Origin of the sequence: Microbacterium gilvum (genome assembly GCF_039543865.1) — a bacterium.
Taxonomy (GTDB): domain Bacteria; phylum Actinomycetota; class Actinomycetes; order Actinomycetales; family Microbacteriaceae; genus Microbacterium; species Microbacterium gilvum.
Window position 1 is genome coordinate 1 of the sequence record NZ_BAABKO010000004.1, and the last position, 18,990, is coordinate 18,990.

Annotated in this window: 15 protein-coding genes; 12 read left to right on the top strand and 3 right to left on the bottom strand. The window is 67.4% G+C overall.

Translation table 11 applies throughout. From position 1 onward, the window contains the following. Positions 1 to 484: NAD(P)-binding domain-containing protein (locus ABD998_RS11195; protein WP_345439129.1), on the bottom strand; the 484-nt coding region annotated here is incomplete at its 3' end. A 306-nt stretch (positions 485 to 790) separates the two neighbouring features. On the opposite strand from ABD998_RS11195, the gene ABD998_RS11200 reads away from it, so the two are divergent. Next, positions 791 to 2,842, top strand: a complete 2,052-nt coding sequence (locus ABD998_RS11200; protein ID WP_345439130.1) for a glycosyltransferase — start codon at positions 791 to 793, stop codon at positions 2,840 to 2,842. Between the two features lie 42 nt (positions 2,843 to 2,884). Next, positions 2,885 to 4,330, top strand: a complete 1,446-nt coding sequence (locus tag ABD998_RS11205) for a lipopolysaccharide biosynthesis protein (protein WP_345439131.1) — start codon at positions 2,885 to 2,887, stop codon at positions 4,328 to 4,330. Between the two features lie 75 nt (positions 4,331 to 4,405). Here ABD998_RS11205 and ABD998_RS11210 read toward each other — a convergent pair whose 3' ends face one another. Then, entirely contained in the window at positions 4,406 to 5,647 is a 1,242-nt protein-coding gene (locus ABD998_RS11210; protein ID WP_345439133.1) for a polysaccharide pyruvyl transferase family protein, read from the bottom strand. A 300-nt stretch (positions 5,648 to 5,947) separates the two neighbouring features. Here ABD998_RS11210 and ABD998_RS11215 point away from each other — a divergent pair, with 300 nt between their 5' ends. The 7 genes from ABD998_RS11215 (at position 5,948) to ABD998_RS11245 (ending at position 14,444) form a co-directional block, all read left to right on the top strand. Next, positions 5,948 to 7,024, top strand: coding sequence for a hypothetical protein (locus tag ABD998_RS11215; RefSeq protein WP_345439135.1), 1,077 nt, complete (start codon positions 5,948 to 5,950; stop codon positions 7,022 to 7,024). A gap of 165 nt (positions 7,025 to 7,189) precedes the next feature. Next, positions 7,190 to 8,200, top strand: coding sequence for a glycosyltransferase family 4 protein (locus ABD998_RS11220; RefSeq protein ID WP_345439137.1), 1,011 nt, complete (start codon positions 7,190 to 7,192; stop codon positions 8,198 to 8,200). 31 nt (positions 8,201 to 8,231) lie between these two features. Beyond that, positions 8,232 to 9,155, top strand: a complete 924-nt coding sequence (locus ABD998_RS11225) for an NAD-dependent epimerase/dehydratase family protein (protein WP_345439139.1) — start codon at positions 8,232 to 8,234, stop codon at positions 9,153 to 9,155. Continuing rightward, positions 9,155 to 10,294, top strand: a complete 1,140-nt coding sequence (locus ABD998_RS11230) for a glycosyltransferase (RefSeq protein ID WP_345439140.1) — start codon at positions 9,155 to 9,157, stop codon at positions 10,292 to 10,294. Before ABD998_RS11225 ends, ABD998_RS11230 begins: the two co-directional genes overlap by 1 nt. Positions 10,295 to 10,375: 81 nt before the next feature. Further along, positions 10,376 to 12,196, top strand: coding sequence for a DUF4012 domain-containing protein (locus ABD998_RS11235; RefSeq protein WP_345439142.1), 1,821 nt, complete (start codon positions 10,376 to 10,378; stop codon positions 12,194 to 12,196). Between the two features lie 78 nt (positions 12,197 to 12,274). Next, positions 12,275 to 13,372, top strand: a complete 1,098-nt coding sequence (locus tag ABD998_RS11240; protein ID WP_345439144.1) for a glycosyltransferase — start codon at positions 12,275 to 12,277, stop codon at positions 13,370 to 13,372. 154 nt (positions 13,373 to 13,526) lie between these two features. After that, on the top strand, positions 13,527 to 14,444 hold the full coding sequence (locus ABD998_RS11245) for a siderophore-interacting protein (RefSeq protein WP_345439146.1): 918 nt from the start codon (positions 13,527 to 13,529) through the stop codon (positions 14,442 to 14,444). 434 nt (positions 14,445 to 14,878) lie between these two features. Here the strand turns inward: ABD998_RS11245 and ABD998_RS11250 are convergent, their stop codons facing one another. Beyond that, positions 14,879 to 15,583: a DUF3800 domain-containing protein gene (locus ABD998_RS11250; RefSeq protein WP_345439148.1), complete on the bottom strand. Its 705-nt coding sequence runs from the start codon at positions 15,581 to 15,583 to the stop codon at positions 14,879 to 14,881. Between the two features lie 229 nt (positions 15,584 to 15,812). Here ABD998_RS11250 and ABD998_RS11255 point away from each other — a divergent pair, with 229 nt between their 5' ends. The 3 genes from ABD998_RS11255 to ABD998_RS11265 all read left to right on the top strand — a co-directional run bounded on the left by ABD998_RS11255 (position 15,813) and on the right by ABD998_RS11265 (position 18,982). Continuing rightward, positions 15,813 to 16,853 carry an LLM class flavin-dependent oxidoreductase gene (locus ABD998_RS11255; protein WP_345439150.1) on the top strand — a complete coding sequence of 347 codons (1,041 nt, stop codon included), beginning with the start codon at positions 15,813 to 15,815 and terminating at the stop codon, positions 16,851 to 16,853. An 87-nt stretch (positions 16,854 to 16,940) separates the two neighbouring features. Beyond that, positions 16,941 to 18,014, top strand: a complete 1,074-nt coding sequence (locus tag ABD998_RS11260; protein WP_345439152.1) for an acyltransferase — start codon at positions 16,941 to 16,943, stop codon at positions 18,012 to 18,014. After that, positions 18,011 to 18,982 carry a glycosyltransferase gene (locus ABD998_RS11265; RefSeq protein ID WP_345439154.1) on the top strand — a complete coding sequence of 324 codons (972 nt, stop codon included), beginning with the start codon at positions 18,011 to 18,013 and terminating at the stop codon, positions 18,980 to 18,982. Before ABD998_RS11260 ends, ABD998_RS11265 begins: the two co-directional genes overlap by 4 nt. Positions 18,983 to 18,990 lie beyond the last annotated feature (8 nt).

Consider the following 18,990-nt stretch of genomic DNA (forward strand, 5'->3'; position numbering starts at 1 on the left):
GGTCGGGTTCGACGGTGTCTTTCACGGCGAACCCTTCCCGGAGGAACTCGGGGTTCCACGCCAGGTGCGCGCCGGTGGGGGCGACGAGGGCGGCGAGGCGGCCGGCGGTGCCGACCGGGACGGTCGACTTCCCCACGACGAGCGCGCCGGGGCGCAGGTGGGGGAGGAGGTTGTGCACGGAGGAGTCCACGTAGGTCAGGTCAGCGCCGGTGCCGTCCTTGCGCTGCGGGGTGCCGACGGCGATGAAGTGGACCTCGGCGTCGGCGGCCGCGGCGATGTCGGTCGTGAACGACAGCCGTCCGGACGCGAGGGCGTCGGCGAGGATCTCGGGCAGGCCGGGCTCGAAGAACGGCGCCTCACCCGCGGACAGCTTGCCGATCTTCCCCGGGTCCACATCGATGCCCACGACCTCGTGCCCCAGCGACGCCATCGCCGCCGCGTGCACCGCACCCAGATACCCGCACCCGATCACACTCAACTTCATCTGAAGACTTCTGCCTCTCGTTTCGCTCATGTACCGCGGGCTCCAGCACCAGGACCTCGCGTCGCTCGCGTACTGCCTCCAGTATGCGAGCTGGATCAGCTCGACGGCGCTCAGCCAGTACACAGTCGACGGTGCGGGCGCATCTGGGACTCCGCACCGGCTCCGGGCACATACCTAGCGCGTCGGCGTATGCCCGACGCGTCGATAGGATGGATGCTCAGCCCGCTCGGCGACGGACGGCTACTTGCATGCGCAAGCCGCATGGCAATAGCGGGCAAGCTTGCAACGGACACACGGGGGACACCGATGACCGATACGACTGTTCGCGTGCTCGAATCGGTCGCGGCTCCAGGCCCGACGATCAAGTACATCGATCAGGTGGTTCGCCACGCTCCCGCTGATATCAAGTTTCTCTACTTCAGCTGGTGGCGGGCATTGCTCGGGAGATATGACGTCCTCCACATCCATTGGCCCGAGTTCCTCATGCGCTCTCGCACGCCGTGGGCGCGACGTGTTCAGCGGATTCTCTTCCGTGCGCTGCTCCTCCGCCTTCGCCTTGCTCGCACGCCCGTTGTGCGGACGCTCCACAATCTCGAGCCTCATGAGCGGGGAGATGAAGTCGAGGTACGGCTCCTCGCAAAGCTCGACACGCTCACCACTGCGCGCGTCCTCATTAACGGCGCCGACACGGGAAAGTTGTCATCGCGTGATCGAGTGGTGCTCCACGGCGATTATCGCGAGCAGTTCAGCGAGATTCAGAAGAGCGAATCCGTGCCTGGCCGCCTCTTGTTCTTCGGGCGTATTGAGCCGTATAAGTCCGTGCCCGAGCTAATTGAGGCATTCGAGATCTCAGCTGAACCTGGAAGTGAGCTGCGCGTCGTCGGGAAGCCGACAGAGAGCACCCGTCAGCAAATCGAGAGCCGCGTGGAACGCTGGGGTCGTGCAGACGCATCGGTGACGACGCGCCTCGAGCACATTTCGGATGCAGAGATGGTGGCGGAGATGACCTCTGCGGAGGCCATCGTCCTGCCGTATCGCGAGATGCACAACTCCGGAGTGTTGCTCGTCGCATTGTCGCTTGGTCGACCAGTCATCGCACCACGTTCCGCGGCCAATGATGCGATTGCTCGAGAGGTCGGCCCTGGCTGGGTAGTCTCCTACGACGGTGACTTCGACTCTGCCGCGCTCAGCCGCGCATTGAGTGAGCTGCGCCAGACCAATCGAGCGGTGCCGGATCTCAATGCGCGTGACTGGCGCACGGTGGCTGCAGGGTATGCAGAGGTGTTCCGCGCAGAAGCGCTGGCGACCGGCCGTAAGGCTCGAGTGCAGATCTTTGTTAATGTCGGAGGACAGCGCGATAACATCGGCGATTCATTGCTGAGACGGGCGTACCTCGACGCTTTGCGGGGGTGTGGTGATATCCATGCATATACGGGGCCTGACAGCGGTTACAACTCTGGACTCGGCTTGCGGGACACCGATCACTCATACGAATCGCCTGCGGCATGGTTGTTGATGGCCTTCCTCTCCGGACTGAGGCACCGAGGCACGGTATTCGCCGCAAACACAGGCGAGGTCGTCGGTACGGATGTGGAGTACCGGAAAGGTCGTTGGCAAGAGCCGCTGTCATTGCTGCTCAAGATTCGCGGCGGTCGGACGCTGCTCGCCGGAGTCAGCGTGCGCCCGGGTTCCTCGATCGATCAGACGTCGTTGAGGACACTAAGTAGAAGGGCTGCCTTCGCCACCTGGCGTGACACATGGACGCGAGACGCATTCGGAGTCGGAGAAGTGCAACCGGACTGGGCGTTCGCGCTCGGAGGCGCGGCTGATGACGATGGGTCGGATCGCGACGTCCTGGCGATCGCTATGCGTGGCGATCGCCCCTTGCCGGGAGACGCGTGGGTGTCCGATGTGCGCGAAGTGATATCGGCGACGCAGGCCCGTCCGGTGGTCGTTGTCCAGGTACGACGAGATGCGGAGCGCGCACGCGAACTCGCGGCCCTATTTGATGCCGACATCATGGACTGGCCCGTGTCTGACGATCACAGCGTTCAGGAAGCGAGAGTGCGAGAGCTCTATCGATCGAGTGTCGCTGTCATCTCCGATCGTATTCACGCGTTGATCGTCGGCCTGACCGAGGGAGCAGTTCCCTTGGGCTTTAGCACGGGTTCCCCCGAGAAGGTCACGCGGTCCTTGAGCACGGTTGTGTCGACGCCCTTCTTCGCGCGGCCGGGCGAGGGGCAGCGCATCTGGCTTGACGCGCTGCGCAGCCGGTCGACGACCCTCGACGATCTGGAGCAAGCGCGTGGCCAACTCGCACAAGTCCGAGCTCGCATTGACGAGACCATCGCACGATGAGTCAGCGCACGGCGGTAGAGCCGGCACGAGAGTGCGGCTCCGATGACTAGCCTTGGAGGAACGGCGGCGCGAGGCGCCAGCATCACGATGGCAGGTCAGCTTGTTCGACTCCTTGCGCGCCTGGTCACGCTGGTCGTTCTCGCGCGAATGCTTGACGCCGCTGACTTCGGGCTCGTCGCCATGGTGACTGCGATTGTGGGCATCGGTGAGCTGATCGGCGATCTCGGCCTTTCGAACGCTGCCATTCAATCGAAGGATCTCTCGACTCAGCAGCGGAGCAATCTCTTCTGGATCTCGGCTTCGATCGGACTCGTCGTGGCGGGGGCCGCAATAGCCGGCGCCCCTCTTATCGCCGCAGTATACGGTGAACCGCTTCTGGTCGGGATTACGATCGCTTTGTCATCCACCTTCTTGCTGAGTGGTATCTCGGCTCAACACAAAGCTTCCCTCGCCCGCGGGCTTCGCTTCCGAGCTCTCGCGATTGTTGAGACCCTGCCACCGATCATCGGTGGAGTCGTCGCAATCATGCTCGCGTCCGTCTACGACAACTATTGGGTTCTGATCGCGCAGCAGATCGCGCAGGTCGCGATTGCGACCGTGCTCGCGTGGTGTTTCGCGCGATGGATGCCGCGACTGCCCCGGCGAACGAGCGGGATGCGCCCGCTTATCACCTATGGGTTGCATCTCCTCGGAGCGCAGACCATCGCCTATGCGAGCCGCAATATCGACACGATCGTTACCGGTGTGCGTTTTGGAGCGGTGGCGACCGGCCAGTACTCGCGAGCATTCGAGCTCGTGATCAACCCGCTAAATCAGCTGAACGCGCCCTCGACTCGTGTTGCCACTCCCGTGCTGTCGAAACTTCAAGATGACACGGCGCGCTACAACCTCTTCCTCCTGCGCGGTCAGAAGATCATGCTCGTTGTCGTTGCACCGGTCCTCGCGTGTGCCATCGCCGTCGCAGACCCGCTGATCGTCGTCGCGCTGGGTGAGCGCTGGAGTGCGGTCACCCCGATCTTTCAGTTCCTGTGCGTGGCGGGTGCCATCCGACTCGCCGCGTACGCGACGTATTGGATCGCACTTTCGAAGGGGGTCACGAAGCTGAGTCTCTATGTCAACCTGGTCTCCGCACCCGCCTTCCTGATCTGCATCCTGATCGGCTCCAGTTGGGGTGTTGTGGGAATCGCGGGCGGTTTCACTGCGGCGACTCTCGTGACATGGATCGTCTCGCTCATCTGGTACGGGCGGGCGGCAGAGGCTCCTGCGCGCGACCTTTTCCTCGGTGCCGCCCGAGTCTTCTTCGCCACCGTGCCCGCTGCGGTCCTTGCATGGTTCGCGTCTGCCGCCGTGGACGGTACCGTTCTGCAGATGCTCTCCGGCGTCGCTGTCTTCTTGTTCGTGTACGTGCTCACAGCCATCCTGGTTCCTATCGTGCGAAAGGATTATGCCGAGGCGGTTTCCACGGCAAAACTCTTCGGTCGTCGATAACAGAGATGTACGGCGAAGGGGAGGCTCATCCATTTGGATGCGCCTCCCCTTCGCCGTACATCGACCGACGTCGTGTCAGTTCGCTCCCGAGGAAGTACGCGGGTCGAAGGGCAAATTGAGCGTCGAACGTCGGATCACCTCCGGCCATGAGGCCCTCAGCGCGTCTTCCGAGCTCTCACGTTCAGTGAGGGCGACACGAACGCGTTCAACCAGTCGATCGGCGCCCTCCGGGCCGGCTATACGTCCGTCGTACCCGAGGAGACGGTAAAGCCCTTCGAATTTGTCCTGATAGTCGAACGCGACGGTCGCTCGGCGTGCGACGCTCGCCAGGACGACGAGGTGCATCCGGCCGGAGACGACGAGGTCGACCTCCCGGGCGATCGCGACGACCTGAGCCGGCATCGGCGCGTTTTCCACGTGGAAGAGCGCGGTTTCTGTCGCGAATTCTGAGGCGATGCCCGCCAGATAGGCTTCCTCGCTGCGCTCGCCGCCACGGGAGTCGTGCGGCACGAGGATGCAGCTAATGCCGTCGTCGAGGAGCGTGCGAATCAATCGCACATAGGCATCGCGTAGCCCCGGAAACCGCTTCTCCTGGCGCGGGTTGGCGTTGACCAAGACGATCTGCCTTCCCTCGGCTCGCTGTTGCGTGACCCAGTCCGCGAGTACTCGATCCTCTAATGCAACGTTCGGCTCGGTGAGAAACGCCAGGTCGGACACCGTTACAACTCGTTGTCCGCCGTCGGCCCGGAGGCGCTCTGCCGAGCGCTCGTCTCGTGCGCTGAGCTGGGCTATCGCACTCGTCTCCTGCATCGCGCGGCGAGCGCGTGGCGCTGGCGCGTTGTTCCAGCTGAACCCGAGAACGCGCGCATCGGCACCGCAGGTCGCGGACGCTGCGACGGTGCGGAATCGGCGCACTGAAGCGAACTCGCTGTACACGCCGTCCATGATGTCGGCACCGACGAGGGATACACTCTCGGCCGACTGAGCAAGGGTGAGGACGGTCTTCAGGGCTGCACGGCGACCGCCCTGGCCGTAGAGCAAGGAGGGCAGATATACATACTCGACGTCCTCGCGGTCCGAGGTCCACAGGAGATCCTCGGGGCGTCGAGCGATGACAGTCAGCGGCCCGGGACAGGTCTTGACGAACGCCTCGTACATCGCCTCATCGCCGATGCTGCCCTCGCCGGGACCGGCGATGAGGATGTGGCCCTTCCGAGCCCCTTTGTCAGCCTGCTTGGCCGCGCTTCTGGCGGTGAAGCGTTCGAGGACTCCTTCCAAGTCGATTGCTGCGTTGCGTAGGACGTCGCGGAACGACATTTACTCCCCTTCAGTTGCGGGTTCGCGGGCATCGCCGAGCGTGGGAGCAGCGCGAACGCGGGCTTGTTCAGCATAGTGCGGAGATGCTCGGCGATCCTTAGGCAGTGAGCCCCACCGGTGTCTCCCGGGCTGTTGCGCTTATGATCGGGGGCGTTGTAGTGCATGCAGGTCCAGTTCCGCGCGTGCAGAGGGGACTGCATGAATCGCGAGGGTCATTCGCTCCGAACCCGACGTTCGAGGAGGGAACACGCGAGCACGACAAGCCGATGGCAGCGACGATTGCTGGTCTGGGCGGTCCTCGTGGGGTTTCTCGGTGGCTTGATCCTGACGGTTTCTCGCTCCCTCGTGTTGCCGGAGCAGTTCGGGCGAGACGCGAACCGCATCTATCTCATAGCGAGTGGTCAGGCGGACTTCGCCGACGGGTCATACACGCCGGTTGCGATCGTCTACCGGCTTCTCGGCCTTGGGGCGGCTCCCGACGTCGCTGCCGTGCTCGGCTACGTCCTCGCATCAGTGGCGATCATCGTCGGCATAGCGCGGTCGGGACGCCGCACGGCGGGAGTTCTCACCGCTGTGTACATATCGAGTGCATTCCTCCTTGCCGGCGTCTACCTCGGTCAATACTCGAAGGATGTATTTGTCATCCCTCTTGTCCTGTTGCTTCTTCTCCTGCCGAAGCGGATCTGGTGGGAGATTACCGCCGTGGCGGGCATGCTCGTCTACGCCTACTTCTTCCGCGACTACTGGGCGATCGTGGCGGTCGCGTACGTCGGCTTCCGAGTCGTAACCATCTGGCAGGTTCGACTGAGATATCTGCTCGTCTCGGGGGCGCTGTGCGCAGTGATCGTTGGACTCGCATTTTTTATCGTTTTGGGTCATGATCCGAACCACTTCCGCACTGCCGTGCAGGACCATCTCGACGCCAACACCATCATCATGCCCATTGAGCTGGTCAATCAACCCATCGGTGGGCTAGTTGACATCTTTGTCAACTATTGGCTTCTCTACGTGCCACTGATGCTGCCGTTCACTGCAGGTATTCCATACGTCGTGATTCTGATCGGATACGTGTTTGTGAAAGTACTGCCGCTTGTGTCGTTGCGCTCGGCAATCAGATGGCCATCGGGCGCAACGCTCGACGGGGTGCTCGTGCGGAGATCGCTTGCGCTAATGTTGGCATTTGGTGTGGTGCAGGCAGTATTCGAGCCTGATTACGGCTCTGCGCTTCGGCATTTCACACCGCTCATGCCGCTCGCGATCGTCGTCATGCAGTCGATGCGTTCTGGAACACCGCGCGTCGGCAAGGCGCTGCCCTGGAGTTGGGGTGGTGGGTCCGTGGAGGGGGTCGACCAGGATGCGAGTGCCACGGAGCGATGAGAGGTGGGGCGTTCTGCCCATCGGGAGCGCCTTCGCTTCCCGGGCCGGCGCCCTTGCAACATCTACGATTGGAACCCGATGCATAGCGAAGCGAGATCTGAAGTGAGCAGTGTCACCATGCTGTGGATCGAGTCGACGAGGGTTGGCTCGGCTGCGAGGACGCATATGGATGGCTCGCGCGCAAGGCTCGACGCGGCAGGTATCCCCGTACGCCATCAGATCTACTCCGAGGCGATCGCCGAAGGCGTCATCGCGAAGTTGCGCCGACTGCTCGCCTTGGTCCGCGCAGGTCGGAAGGCGGCGAACCGCGGCGTCCTCATCACACGCTGGCACCCGTTCCTCGCGTTCGTCGCTCCCGCGTGGAGGCGCAAGGGCGGCCGCATCCTCCTCCTCGTCCAGGGCAACGACGACTCGACGTACGAGACCAATCCGTGGCTGCGCAAGATTCCAGGCATCCGAGCGCTCATGACGAGGAGTCTCCGCGACGGATCGTCGGTCCTGTGCGTCAATCGCGGTCTCGCCGAGTGGGTGCGCGAGCAGCGCGTTGGCGTGCCCGGCCCCGTCGATGTCATGCCGAGCGGCGTGAGCGATCTCTTCTTCGATGCGCAGCCCCGCGACATCGGCGAGCCCTATGCGCTCTTCTTCGGCGGGCTCGCGCCGTGGCAGGGCATCGACTACATGCTCGAGGCGCATCGCTCGCCGGAATGGCCGGAGGGTCTCAAGCTCCTCGTCATCGGCGACGGTGTCAAGAGCGAGGCGGTCAAGGCCGCGGAGAACGCGACACTGAGTTGGCTCGGGCCGAAGAAGCCCGCCGAACTCGCCACCTACGTCGCCGGTGCCCTCGTCACCCTCTGCCCCAAGTCGAACACGGGATCGATGGCGAAGGTGACGACGCCCTTCAAGATGCTCGAGTCCGCTGCGGCGGGTGTTCCCGTCATCGCGACAGACATCCCCGCGCAGGTCGACATGCTCGACGAAGGCGGGTACGGCCTGCTGGTTGACGCCGAAGAGCCGACCGACCTCGCACGGGCTGTGGCGCGCCTCGCGACGGATGAGGCGCTCCGCTCCGAGATCGTCGGCAAGGCTCGGGCGTTCTCGCCGAAGTGCCGCTGGACCTCTGCCGCACCGCAGCTCGCGGGCGCGATCGAGGCGCTCCAGCGCGAGATCGGCGCGTGAGCGACGCGATGGGGATCGCGGGGGAGATGCGATGAGCAGGGTTCTGGTCATCGGCGGCAACGGATTCGTCGGCTCGTACGTCGTCGACGAACTCGTTCGAGCCGGCCATGAGGTGACGGTCTTCGACAGGTTCTCCGGTGCGCAGCGTTTCGCCGAACGCCCCCATCGTGTCATCGCGGGAGACTTCCTCAACGTCGGCGACCTCGAAGCCGCGGTCTCTGGGCAAGAGATCGTCTATCACCTGCTCTCGACCACGACCCCGGCGTCGGCGGAGCGCGACCCGCTTCTCGACATCCGCACCAACGTGACCGGCAGCATTGAGCTCTTCCGCATCGCCGCGGAGACAAGCGTGCAGCATCTCTACTTCGTCTCGACGGGCGGCGCGATCTACGGCGAGCAGGACGACGTCATCGTCGATGAGACGGCTCTGCCTCAGCCGATCTCGCCGTACGCGATCGGCAAGCTGGCGATCGAGAACTACCTCGCCTACTTCGAGCGTGTCCACGGGCTGAGGTCGACCGTCCTGCGGCTCTCGAACCCCTACGGCCCGCGGCAGAGCCCGACGCGGAAGCAGGGGGTCATCCCGATCTTCCTGCGCAACGTCTCCCTCGGGATGCCGCTCACCGTCTACGGCGACGGCGGGATGGAACGGGACTACATCTACGTCGAGGACGCGGCACGTCTCCTGACGACCCCGCAGCTCGTCGGCGGCGGCGAGCACCACGTGTACAACGTCGGATCAGGACATTCCCACACGCTCGATGAGATCATCGACTCGATCCGTCGTGTGACCGGTGTGGAACCGCGCATCGAGCACCGACCGGCGCCATCGACCTTCGTCGAGCACATCGCGCTGAGCACCGATCGTTTCGACCGCGACTTCGGTGCGGTCGCACCGCTCGTCGATCTCGACGAAGGGGTGCGCCGCACCTGGCTCGCGGTCAAGGGGGAATAGTGAGCACTTCTCGCGCGCCGCGCGTTCTGCACGTGACCGAGGCCATGGGCGGCGGGATCGTGACCTTCGTCGACAGCATCTCGCGACGCCAGGTCGAGGCGGGGGCCGACGTCGGCGTCCTCTACACGGTCCGCCCCGATACCCCCTCGCGCGAGACGATGGAGGAGCGCTTCCACCCCTCGGTTCGTCTGCTCACGCCGATCGATGCGGGGGGAACGGCGAAGAACACCCTTGCGCTCATGACGAAGCTGCGGAGGATAGCGCGGGCTGGTGCGTACGACGCCATCCATCTCCACTCCTCGATCGCCGGAGTCGCGGGCCGTCTTGCACTCACGGGCGTCCGCACGCCCGTCTTCTACTCGCCTCATGGCTTCGCATTCCTCCGCGAGAGTTCGCCGTCGATCGTGCGGGCTGCCTATCGCGCGCTCGAGCGCGTCTGCGCGAGGAAGGGCACGCTCGTGGTGACGTCTGCGGGAGAGATCGACCTGGCCGAGGAGAGCCTGCATGCGCGAGAGGTGCGCTACCTCCAGTCCGGAGTTCCGATCTCGACGGTTCCCGAGACCGTCGGACCCCGCGAGCACGACGGCCCCGTGGTCGTCGTCACCACCGCCCGCATCACCTACCAGAAGGCGCCGTGGCGGTTCGCTGCCATCGCGAAGGCGCTGGAAGGCCGCGCACGCTTCGTCTGGGTGGGCGGAGGCGCCGACGCCGACATCGAGGCGTGGATCGGCGACGCGCCTGTCGAACTGAAGGACTGGGTCACGCCGGAGGAGCTCGAGAAGATCTTCGCGGAAGCCGACATCTTCCTGTTCCCGACGCTGTGGGAGGGGATGGCGCTCTCGCTCATCCAAGCCCAGGGCAGGGGCATCCCCGCCGTCACGACGGACGTCGTCGGCAACCGCGACACCGTGCTCGACGGGGTGACCGGATACGTCCGCGGCAGCGACGCCGCGCTCATCGAGGCGACGCGCGAGCTGATTGAGTCGCCAGACCTCCGCCGGACGATGGGGATCGCCGCCGTGCAGCGCGTGCGCGAGAGCTTCACCGACGACCCGATCGGCGTCGACTCGCTCGCGATCTACCGCGGCGATCTGCCGAAGGGTGATCCGTTCGCCGCCGTCCGGCTCCGATCCAGCTAACGCGCGGACCGCGAACTATGCTGGGCGGACGGCCTCACGGAAGGTCGACGCCCTCGCCGACCGCAGGAGTCCCGCAGCAGCATGAGCGCACGTAGGAACGAGCCCGACACCGATGGCGCTCCGAAGGTGAAGAAGCCGCTCCGGCGCCGCATCCTCACCCGATGGCTGCCCTGGGGGCTCGTCGTCTTCGTGCTGGTGTACGGGGTCGTCCTCGCCGTGAGCGCGCTCATCGCGAAGTCGGCGCTGGAGGAGGTCATCCCGCTCGCGAGCAACGCGCAGGAGAGCATCGGATCGGGCGATTCCGCTGCGATGCAGACGCTCGTTGACGACGTCGCCGACAAGACCGGCGCGGCGCGAGCGAGCACGGATCACCTCTTCTGGCGCGGCGTCGAGTGGCTGCCCGTCGTCGGCGACGACCTCCAGGCCGTGCGCCTCGCGGCGGCGGCCGCCGACGACCTCGTCCGCGACGCGCTCGCGCCGTTCGCGACGGTCGACGTCACCGCGATCGGCCCGAAGGACGGTGCCATCGACCTCGATGCCGTCCGGGCGCTGGCGGAGCCGATGTCGCAGGCGGCGGTGGCGACCGAGACCGTGCAGATCGACCTGACGGCGATCGACACGTCCACCCTGCTCGGTCCCGTCGAGTCGGCGGTGAGCCAGCTGACGGAGGCCGTCGCCGGACTCTGGCCGACGCTCAACAAGCTCGACGAGCTCATGCCCCACCTGCCGACCATGCTCGGCGCGGACGGCCCGCGCAACTACATCGTGATCGTGCAGAACAACGCCGAGGCACGCTCGACGGGCGGCAATCCGGCGTCGCTGCTCATGCTCACCGCCGACCAGGGGCGCCTCACGATCACGCAGCAGGCGTCGTCGCTGAACTTCTCCAACGGCCGCGACACGCCCATCACGAACCTGAACGAGGCGACCGAGGCGCTCTACACCGATAGGGTCGGCCGCTACATCCAAGACACGACGATGCCCGTCGACTTCACGCAGACGGCGCACCTCGTGCGGGCATTCTGGTCGGAGTCGCTGGGCGACCCCGGTGTCGGCGTGCTGTCGTTCGACCCTGTCGCGCTGAGCTATCTGCTCAAGGCGACGGGGCCGGTCGACCTCCCGGGCGGCGCGAAGCTCACGGCCGACAACGCCGTCGACACGCTGCTCCACGACATCTACGTGAAGTACCCCGACCAGACGATCGCAGACCTCGAGGCGCAGGACGCGTACTTCGCCGCGGCAGCCGGCGGCGTCTTCGAGAAGCTCACGAGCGGGTCGGCGAACATCGTCTCGCTCGTCCAGGCCCTCGCCAAGGCGTCGGGTGAGGGGCGTCTCCTCTACGCCTCCAGCGACCCGCTCGAGGCGTCGGTCGTGCAGGACACGACATTCACGAACCCGCTGCCGACCGACAACAGCGACGAGACGGCGCTCGGCGTCTTCGTCAACGACACGACAGAGGGCAAGCTCGACTACTACGCGAACATGAGCGTCGCGGCCTCGAGCGACGTGTGCACCGCCGACGGCGCTCCGACATTCACCGCCGAGGCGACCTACAACTACACGCTTCAGCCCGGCGAGGCGGCCGGCCTGCCGTACATGATCTCCACCGGGCGCTACTACCCCAAGGGCGTCAAGGCGACCGACCTGGTCTTCTACGGACCCGTCGGGTCGACATACACGTCGGCAACTGTCGACGGGGTCGAGATCCAGCCCGATGTCGGCACGAATGACCTCAGCCGGCCTGCTGTCCGCATCCGGATCGAGAACGACCCCGCGACGTCGCACGTCGTGTCGGTGACGTTCACGGGCGGCGAGGATGAAGAGTACGGGCCCCTCGGCATCGTCCACACACCTCTGATCGATTCGGTGCCGATCGAGACATCGACGCCGGGATGCGGCTGACGCGCCGCGCTGCCCGCACACTCCCCACAGCCTCCCCCGCATAGGATCGACTCCACAGCACCACAAGGGGAGACGGCGTTGAACGGCATCATCGTGCACGAGTGGCTCTCGCCCGCGGGCGGGTCCGAGAACGTGTTCGAGGCGATCGCGAAGGCGTTCCCGTACGCCGAGCGATGGTGCCTCTGGAACGACGCGGGCGACCGCTTCCAGCCCGTCAACGAGACGATCATCGCCCACACGCCGTTGCGTGGTCGCAAGGCGCTCGCGCTGCCGTTCATGCCCTCCGTCTGGCACAACCTGCCTCCGCGCGATCCCGACTGGGTGCTGGCGAGCTCGCACCTGTTCGCCCACCACGCGCGCTTCGGCGGCCCCGCGCGCCAGGCCCCCAAGCTCGTCTACGCGCACACGCCCGCGCGCTACATCTGGACGCCTGAACTCGACGGCCGCGGAGACAGCCTGCCCGCCCGTGCCGCCTCGGCCATCCTCAAGCCCCTCGACCGCCGCCGCGCACAGGAGGCCGTCGCCGTCGCGGCCAACAGCCGCTTCATCGCGCAGCGCATCGCCGACACCTGGGAGCGCGAGGCCGAGGTGATCTACCCGCCCGTCGCCGTCGCCGAGTTCATGTCCGAGCCGCGGCTCACCGCGCAGGAGACCGACGTGCTCGACTCCCTGCCCGACGCGTTCATCCTCGGCTTCTCGCGCTTCGTCTCCTACAAGCGTCTCGAAGCCGCCATCGCCACGGGCCGCGCCGCCGACCTGCCCGTCGTGCTCGCCGGCTCCGGACCCGACGAGGAGCGCCTGCGCGCGATCGCCGACGAGACCTACCCCGGCCGCGTGACGTTCGTGCACCATCCGTCGACTCCGCTGCTCACGGCCGTCCTCCAGCGCGCCTCGGCGCTCGTGTTCGCCCCCATCGAGGACTTCGGCATCATCCCCGTCGAGGCGATGGCCGCCGGCACCCCCGTGCTCGCGAACGCCATCGGCGGCGCGGTCGAGTCGGTCATCGACGGCGTCACGGGCGCCCACGTGCACGACTGGGAGTCGCCGAGCGAGCTGCGCGCAGCCGTCGAACGCGCCCTGGCGTCGTCGGCGGACGCCTGCCGCCAGCGTGCGAAGGATTTCGGCGCCGACGTCTTCGACCGTGAGATCAAGGGCTTCGTCGCCCGCCACACCTGAACGGGAGCGCGGGTGGCGTCGTCCGTCATCGAGTTCTTGCCTCCGCTTCTCGGCGCCACGATCGGGAGCGGGCGCGGCGTCTCGACGCGCTTCGCGTGCTCGACGACCAGGGAGCTCCGCGTGTCGACGACAGAGGACGCACCAGGTGCCTAGCGTGCCCGCGCCGCCCCAACCGGAGATCGCGACGGCCGAGGTCGTGGGCGTCGTGCGGCTTTCGCCGACGTTCGTGCGCATCACGTTCGGGGGAGACGGGCTCGATCGCATCGGGACACCTGGGCACGTCTTCGACGCGCGCATCCGGCTGATCTTCCCATCGTCATCCGGCCGTCTGCCGCAGCTCGCCGGCGCGACGTGGATGGCCGACTACCGGGCTCTGCCCGACCCCGAGCGCGGCCCCATGCGCACGTACTCCATCCGCGCGCTGCGCGCGGACGCCGCAGGCACCCGGATCGACGTCGACTTCGTGCTGCATCTCGAGCCGGACCGCACGGGCCCCGCCACCCGGTGGGCGAGCGCCGCACGGCCGGGCGACCGCATCCTCCTCGCGGGGCCGCGCCGCGACGATCGTCGCGCAGGCATCGAGTTCGCCCCCGGCCCGCACGACGCGGTCGTGCTCGCCGGCGACGAGACCGCCGCGCCCGCCATCGCGCGCATCCTCGAAGACGCGCCCGCGACCGTCCGCGGCGTCGCTCTCATCGAGGTGCCGAGCGCCGACGACGTGCTATCCATCGCGCACCCCGCCGGGGTCGACGTGCGCTGGCTCCCTCGCGACGGGGCACCGCACGGACGAGCGCTCATGGACGCCGTGCTCGCGCACCTCGGCGACCATCCGGTCGCCCTCGACATCGTCGACATCGACGGCGACGAGACCGCGTGGGAGACGCGGATCTACTCGCGGACGGGTCAGACCCTCGATGACGACGGCGGCCCCGCCGGTGACCGCTACTTCTGGATCGCGGGGGAGAGCGCGATCGTCACGACGCTGCGGCGCCACCTCGTCGACCGCCACGCCGTGCCACGCTCGCAGCTGGCCCTCATGGGGTACTGGAAGGCGTCGCGCCCCGCAGGATGAGCGCGAGGCGCCGAGGTGATCACGCCGATGGTCTGCTCAAGCCAGGAGCGCGCCTCTTCAATGTTCGGCAGCACGGCAGTGCTCCCGTCGATCTCCGTCTCCGCTCGTGCGTCGGCGTGCGCGAGTCCCCACCCGTCCATCGGGCGCAAGGGGAGCGGCGGCCAAGCCTGCTGACGTCGCCAGTCGAACGTCCGCTCGCACAGTCTCTGCAGATCCGTCATGGCGGCCGTCGTGGGTTGCTCGCGGATGCCCGTCATCGAGCAAGCTGAGCAGGGTCCCGTCACCTCCGCGACGCTCGAGACCGTCGAAGCGATGGCGGAGAGAATGTGGGTCTATGGGTGCCTATGGGTGCCTATGGGTGCCTATGCGAGGTATGCTGGAGGGGCAGACCCCCTCCGCACACGTGGATCAAGGGGGTCTAGCTGTGTCTGCGCTCAGATGGGTCGGGGCTCTCTCTGCGGATCCCGTTCGGCGAGATACGACGAGTACCACTCCCACGCGAACTCATTGCTGGGATGCCGGTCGAGTGAGGCGTTGGCGGACCAAGCGACAAGATCTGCCATCTGCTCCAGTTGGGAGTGCTTGGAGTCGAGGTGCAGAGCGTCCTCGATCACGCGCCTCTGGTGAAGCTTGAGGGAACGGTGAGTGGAGCGATAGGACGTATCGCTCCCATCACCGTCCATGAAGATCATCGCGAGCGAGTCTGTTTCTGCGAGCTCCTGTTCAAACCGTGCGACGAGGTCCGCGTATGTCTGCTGCTTGGTTCGGGCTAGATCCTGTGGTCCACGCCGACGGTAGACAGCGCCTACCCGAAGGCCTTCCGCGCATCGCAGGGTCTCCAAGCACTCGACGGCGATCTCTCGACCGAAGTCCTTCCAGAAGTCCACTCCGTCGTGAACATGGCGATCTGGAACTCTGCGCGAGATTCTGCCGCGACCGTTGACGTAGTCCGTCGTGTGCAACTCCTGTGTCACAGGTACGCCAGCCTCACGCCATAGGCGCTTCCGCATCTCGAGCCACTCGCGCAGCACCCCCGCCCATCGATGAGGAGCGAACTCCACCCACCCGTAAACGACCAGGCCCGACTGAGGGTGCCCGGAATCGTCCACATAGATGAGTCGGTTGAGTTCTGCGGGCACTATCCCATTCGCACAGCGCCAGACCGCGACCTCCTCGCTCGCGACACGCACGGCGAGCAATTCCTCGGCAGGGTCCTCAATCGGCGGGTCACTGCCCGAGCTCCGTCGCGGGCAGGGCGGGCTTCTCGCCCAGCTGACGCAGCTCGTACGCCGCACCGTTCCACACCAGCTGCACGGTGAGGACGGCGTGCGCGCGGTATCCGGCTCGGGGCTGTTCTAGCGTGAGGGGATGACGCGACGCCTCGCCCTCGGGATCTCGATATCGCCCACCTGGCTGCGGGCGGAGCGCTGGCGCAGCGCGGACAGCCGTGTCGAGGAGCTGTTCGAGCTCGCCCCGTTCTCCGACCTCGCGCGCGACGCGGAGGCCGCCGGCTTCGACGTCCTGTTCGCACCCGATGCCGGTCACCTCGACCCCGACGTGCTCGATCGCTCGCCGGGGTTCAGCACGCTCGACTCCCACACCCTCGTGTCGGCGCTCGCCGCGGTGACGCAGCGGATCGGCCTCGTGCCGACCGTGCAGACCACGTTCGCGTCGCCCTACGACACGGCGCGGCGCATCATGTCGCTGCACCGCATCAGCGGCGGTCGAGCGGGATGGAACGCCGTCACGAGCCTCGGAGGCCACGAGAACCACGGCATCGCGACACCGCCGGCCTCGGAGGAGCGCTACGACCGGGCGCGGCGGTTCGTCGAGACGGTGCACGCGCTGTGGGAGAGCTATCCCGCCGGGGCGATCGTCGCCGACCGGGCATCGGGTCGGTTCGCGCACGGGGTCGGCCGCGTGGATGCGCATGGCGTCGCCGGCCCTTTGCCCGTCGAGGCGCACGCTTCGGGCCATCCGCCGCTGTTCCAGGCCGGAGGATCGCCCGCCGGCGTCGCGTTCGCGGGATCAGCCGCCGACGCCGTGTTCGGCATGGCGGGCGATCTCGACGCGGCGCTCGCCCAGCGGTCGGCGCTCCGTGATGCCGCGGAGCGCGCGGGGCGCGACCCCGACGCGGTCCGGTTCCTCCCCGGGCTGTCGGTCGGAGGCGCGGGCGGCGCCCACTGGACGCTCGCGGGCGACGGCGCCGCCATCGCCGACGGCATCGCGCGCTTCGCCGATGCCGGCGCGATCGACGGGTTCATCGCGCTGCCCGCCAGCTGGACGGCCATGCGCGTGCTCTTCGACGAGGTCGCCCCGCGCCTCGTCGAGCGCGGGATGGCCTGGGGCGCGTCGGGACCGCTCGCCCTGCGCGGGCGGCTCGGGATGGACACGGCCGCGCCGCGCTGAGCCGCCGCGGGTGCCGGGGCGCCGCGGGAGCCGGGGCGCTGAGGGGCGCGGCCATCCGCGCCGCCGCCCGTGCATAGGATCGAACCCATGGCTGCGAACGACCGCATCGGGTGGATCGACGCGTCTCGAGGGGTCTGCGTGCTCGCGGTGGTGCTCATGCACACGACCCTGTCCGCCTACATCGGCTACCTGCAGCCGGGAGACTCGACCGCCTTCTGGGCGTGGTTCATCGACGCGATGACCCCTTTCCGCATGCCCGGTCTCGCCCTCCTCAGCGGCGTCCTCCTCGCCCGCCGCATCCGGGCCGGATGGTCCGACCGCGGCGTCCGCGCCTCCGTCGCCTCATCGTTTTGGCTGTACGCCGTCTGGCTCCTCGTCTTCGCCCTGTTCGCGGGGCTCATCGGCTCCTTCGTCTGGACCGGCCCCATCGGCATGGGGGAGGGCATCGCCTGGGGCGCCTTCCTCAACCAGCTCGTCCTCCCGCGCACCCTCCTCTGGTACGTCTTCGCCCTCGCCGTGTGGACCGCCGTCCTCACGACGCTCCACCGCGTCGACCCGGCCCTCATCCTCACCATGCTCGCCGCGCTGTCGATCTGCAGCCACTACGTCCCCGTCACCGACGACAGCGACCAGTACCGCAACGTCCTCCGCTACGCCGTCTTCTTCGCGATCGGCGTCTACGGCTCCGCCTGGCTGCGCGACCGCATCGGCCGCCACCACCTCCCGCTCATCGTGGCCGCCCTCGCGACCTACCTCGGCGCGGGCGGCATCATCGCGGCGGGAGGCGACGCCGACGTCGCCGCCGTGCTCTCCGTCCCCCGCGACACGGCCGCGGCCATCCTGCTGCTCGCCTTGATGGCAGGGGTCTGCCGCGTCCGCCCGATCGGCTCCGCCCTCGCCTGGGTCGGCCGTCGCACGCTGCCGATCTACGTCCTCCACGGGATCGCCCTCGAAGCGCTCGCGCTCGGGGTGCCGCACTGGGGCCTCCTCATCGACCGTCCCGTCGTCCGCAGCATCGCGCCGCTCGTCGTCGCGCTCGCCATCGCCCTCGTGTGCATCGGCGTGCACGCGGTCGTCTCGCGCACCCCCGCCCGCGTCGTGTTCGAGCTCCCTCGCCCCCTGCGTCGGCGGATCCTCGCGGCGGGAGAATGGACCCCATGACCCGCATCGCCATCGACACCCGCTGGGACGGCATCGCCGGCATCCAGCGATACTCCCGCGAGGTCCTCCCGCGGCTGCGCACCCCGTGGGTCTCGCTCGGGTTCGACGGCGACCACCTCGCCCCGCTCGACACCCTGCGCGGCGTGCCCGACGTCGACCTCGTCTACTCGCCCGGCTACAACGCGTTCATCCGCGCGAAGCGGCAGCTACTCACGCTGCACGACCTCATCCAGCTCGAGAGCGCCTGGCCCGCCCGCGCCAAGTTCCTCGCCTACTACCGGTTCGTCGTGCGCCCCGTCGTCCGCCGCACGGGCATCGTGCTGACCGTCTCGGAGACCTCGAAGCGCGCTGTCGAGGAGTGGCTCGGGGATGACTCGGTTCGCGTCGTCAACGCCGGCATCGGATGCTCCGAGGCCTTCCGCGCCGACATCGCGCCCGCCGAGGCCCCCGACCCGTACGTCATCTACGTCGGCAACCTGCGCTTCCACAAGAACCTCGTCACGGTGCTCGACGCCCTCGCCCGCGTGCCCGACGCCCGCCTGCGCGCGCTGCTCCCCGGGGGCGAGCACGACGACGCGCGACGGCTCTTCGCCGAGCGCGGCATCGCGGAGCGCGTCGACCTGCTGCCGCGGCTCGACGACGAGGCGCTCGCCCGGGAGTACCGCGGCGCCGCGGCCACGGTCATGCCGTCGACCCTCGAGGGGTTCGGACTCCCCGCCCTCGAGAGCGTCATGACCGGCACCCCGGTGCTGTACTGGCGCGGATGCGCGGCCGTGGCCGAGACGGCGGATGGCCGCGGAACCGCCCTCGACGACGCACGCGACGTCGAGGCGTGGGCCGCGGCGATCCGCTCGTCGCTCGCGTCGCCCGCCCGCGTCGCGCCGCCGACGACGGGCTACGACTGGGACGCCACGGCGCGCATCATCGACGCGACCCTCGCGGAGACGGCGGCCGCGGGCGGCCGCTGAGGGGCGGT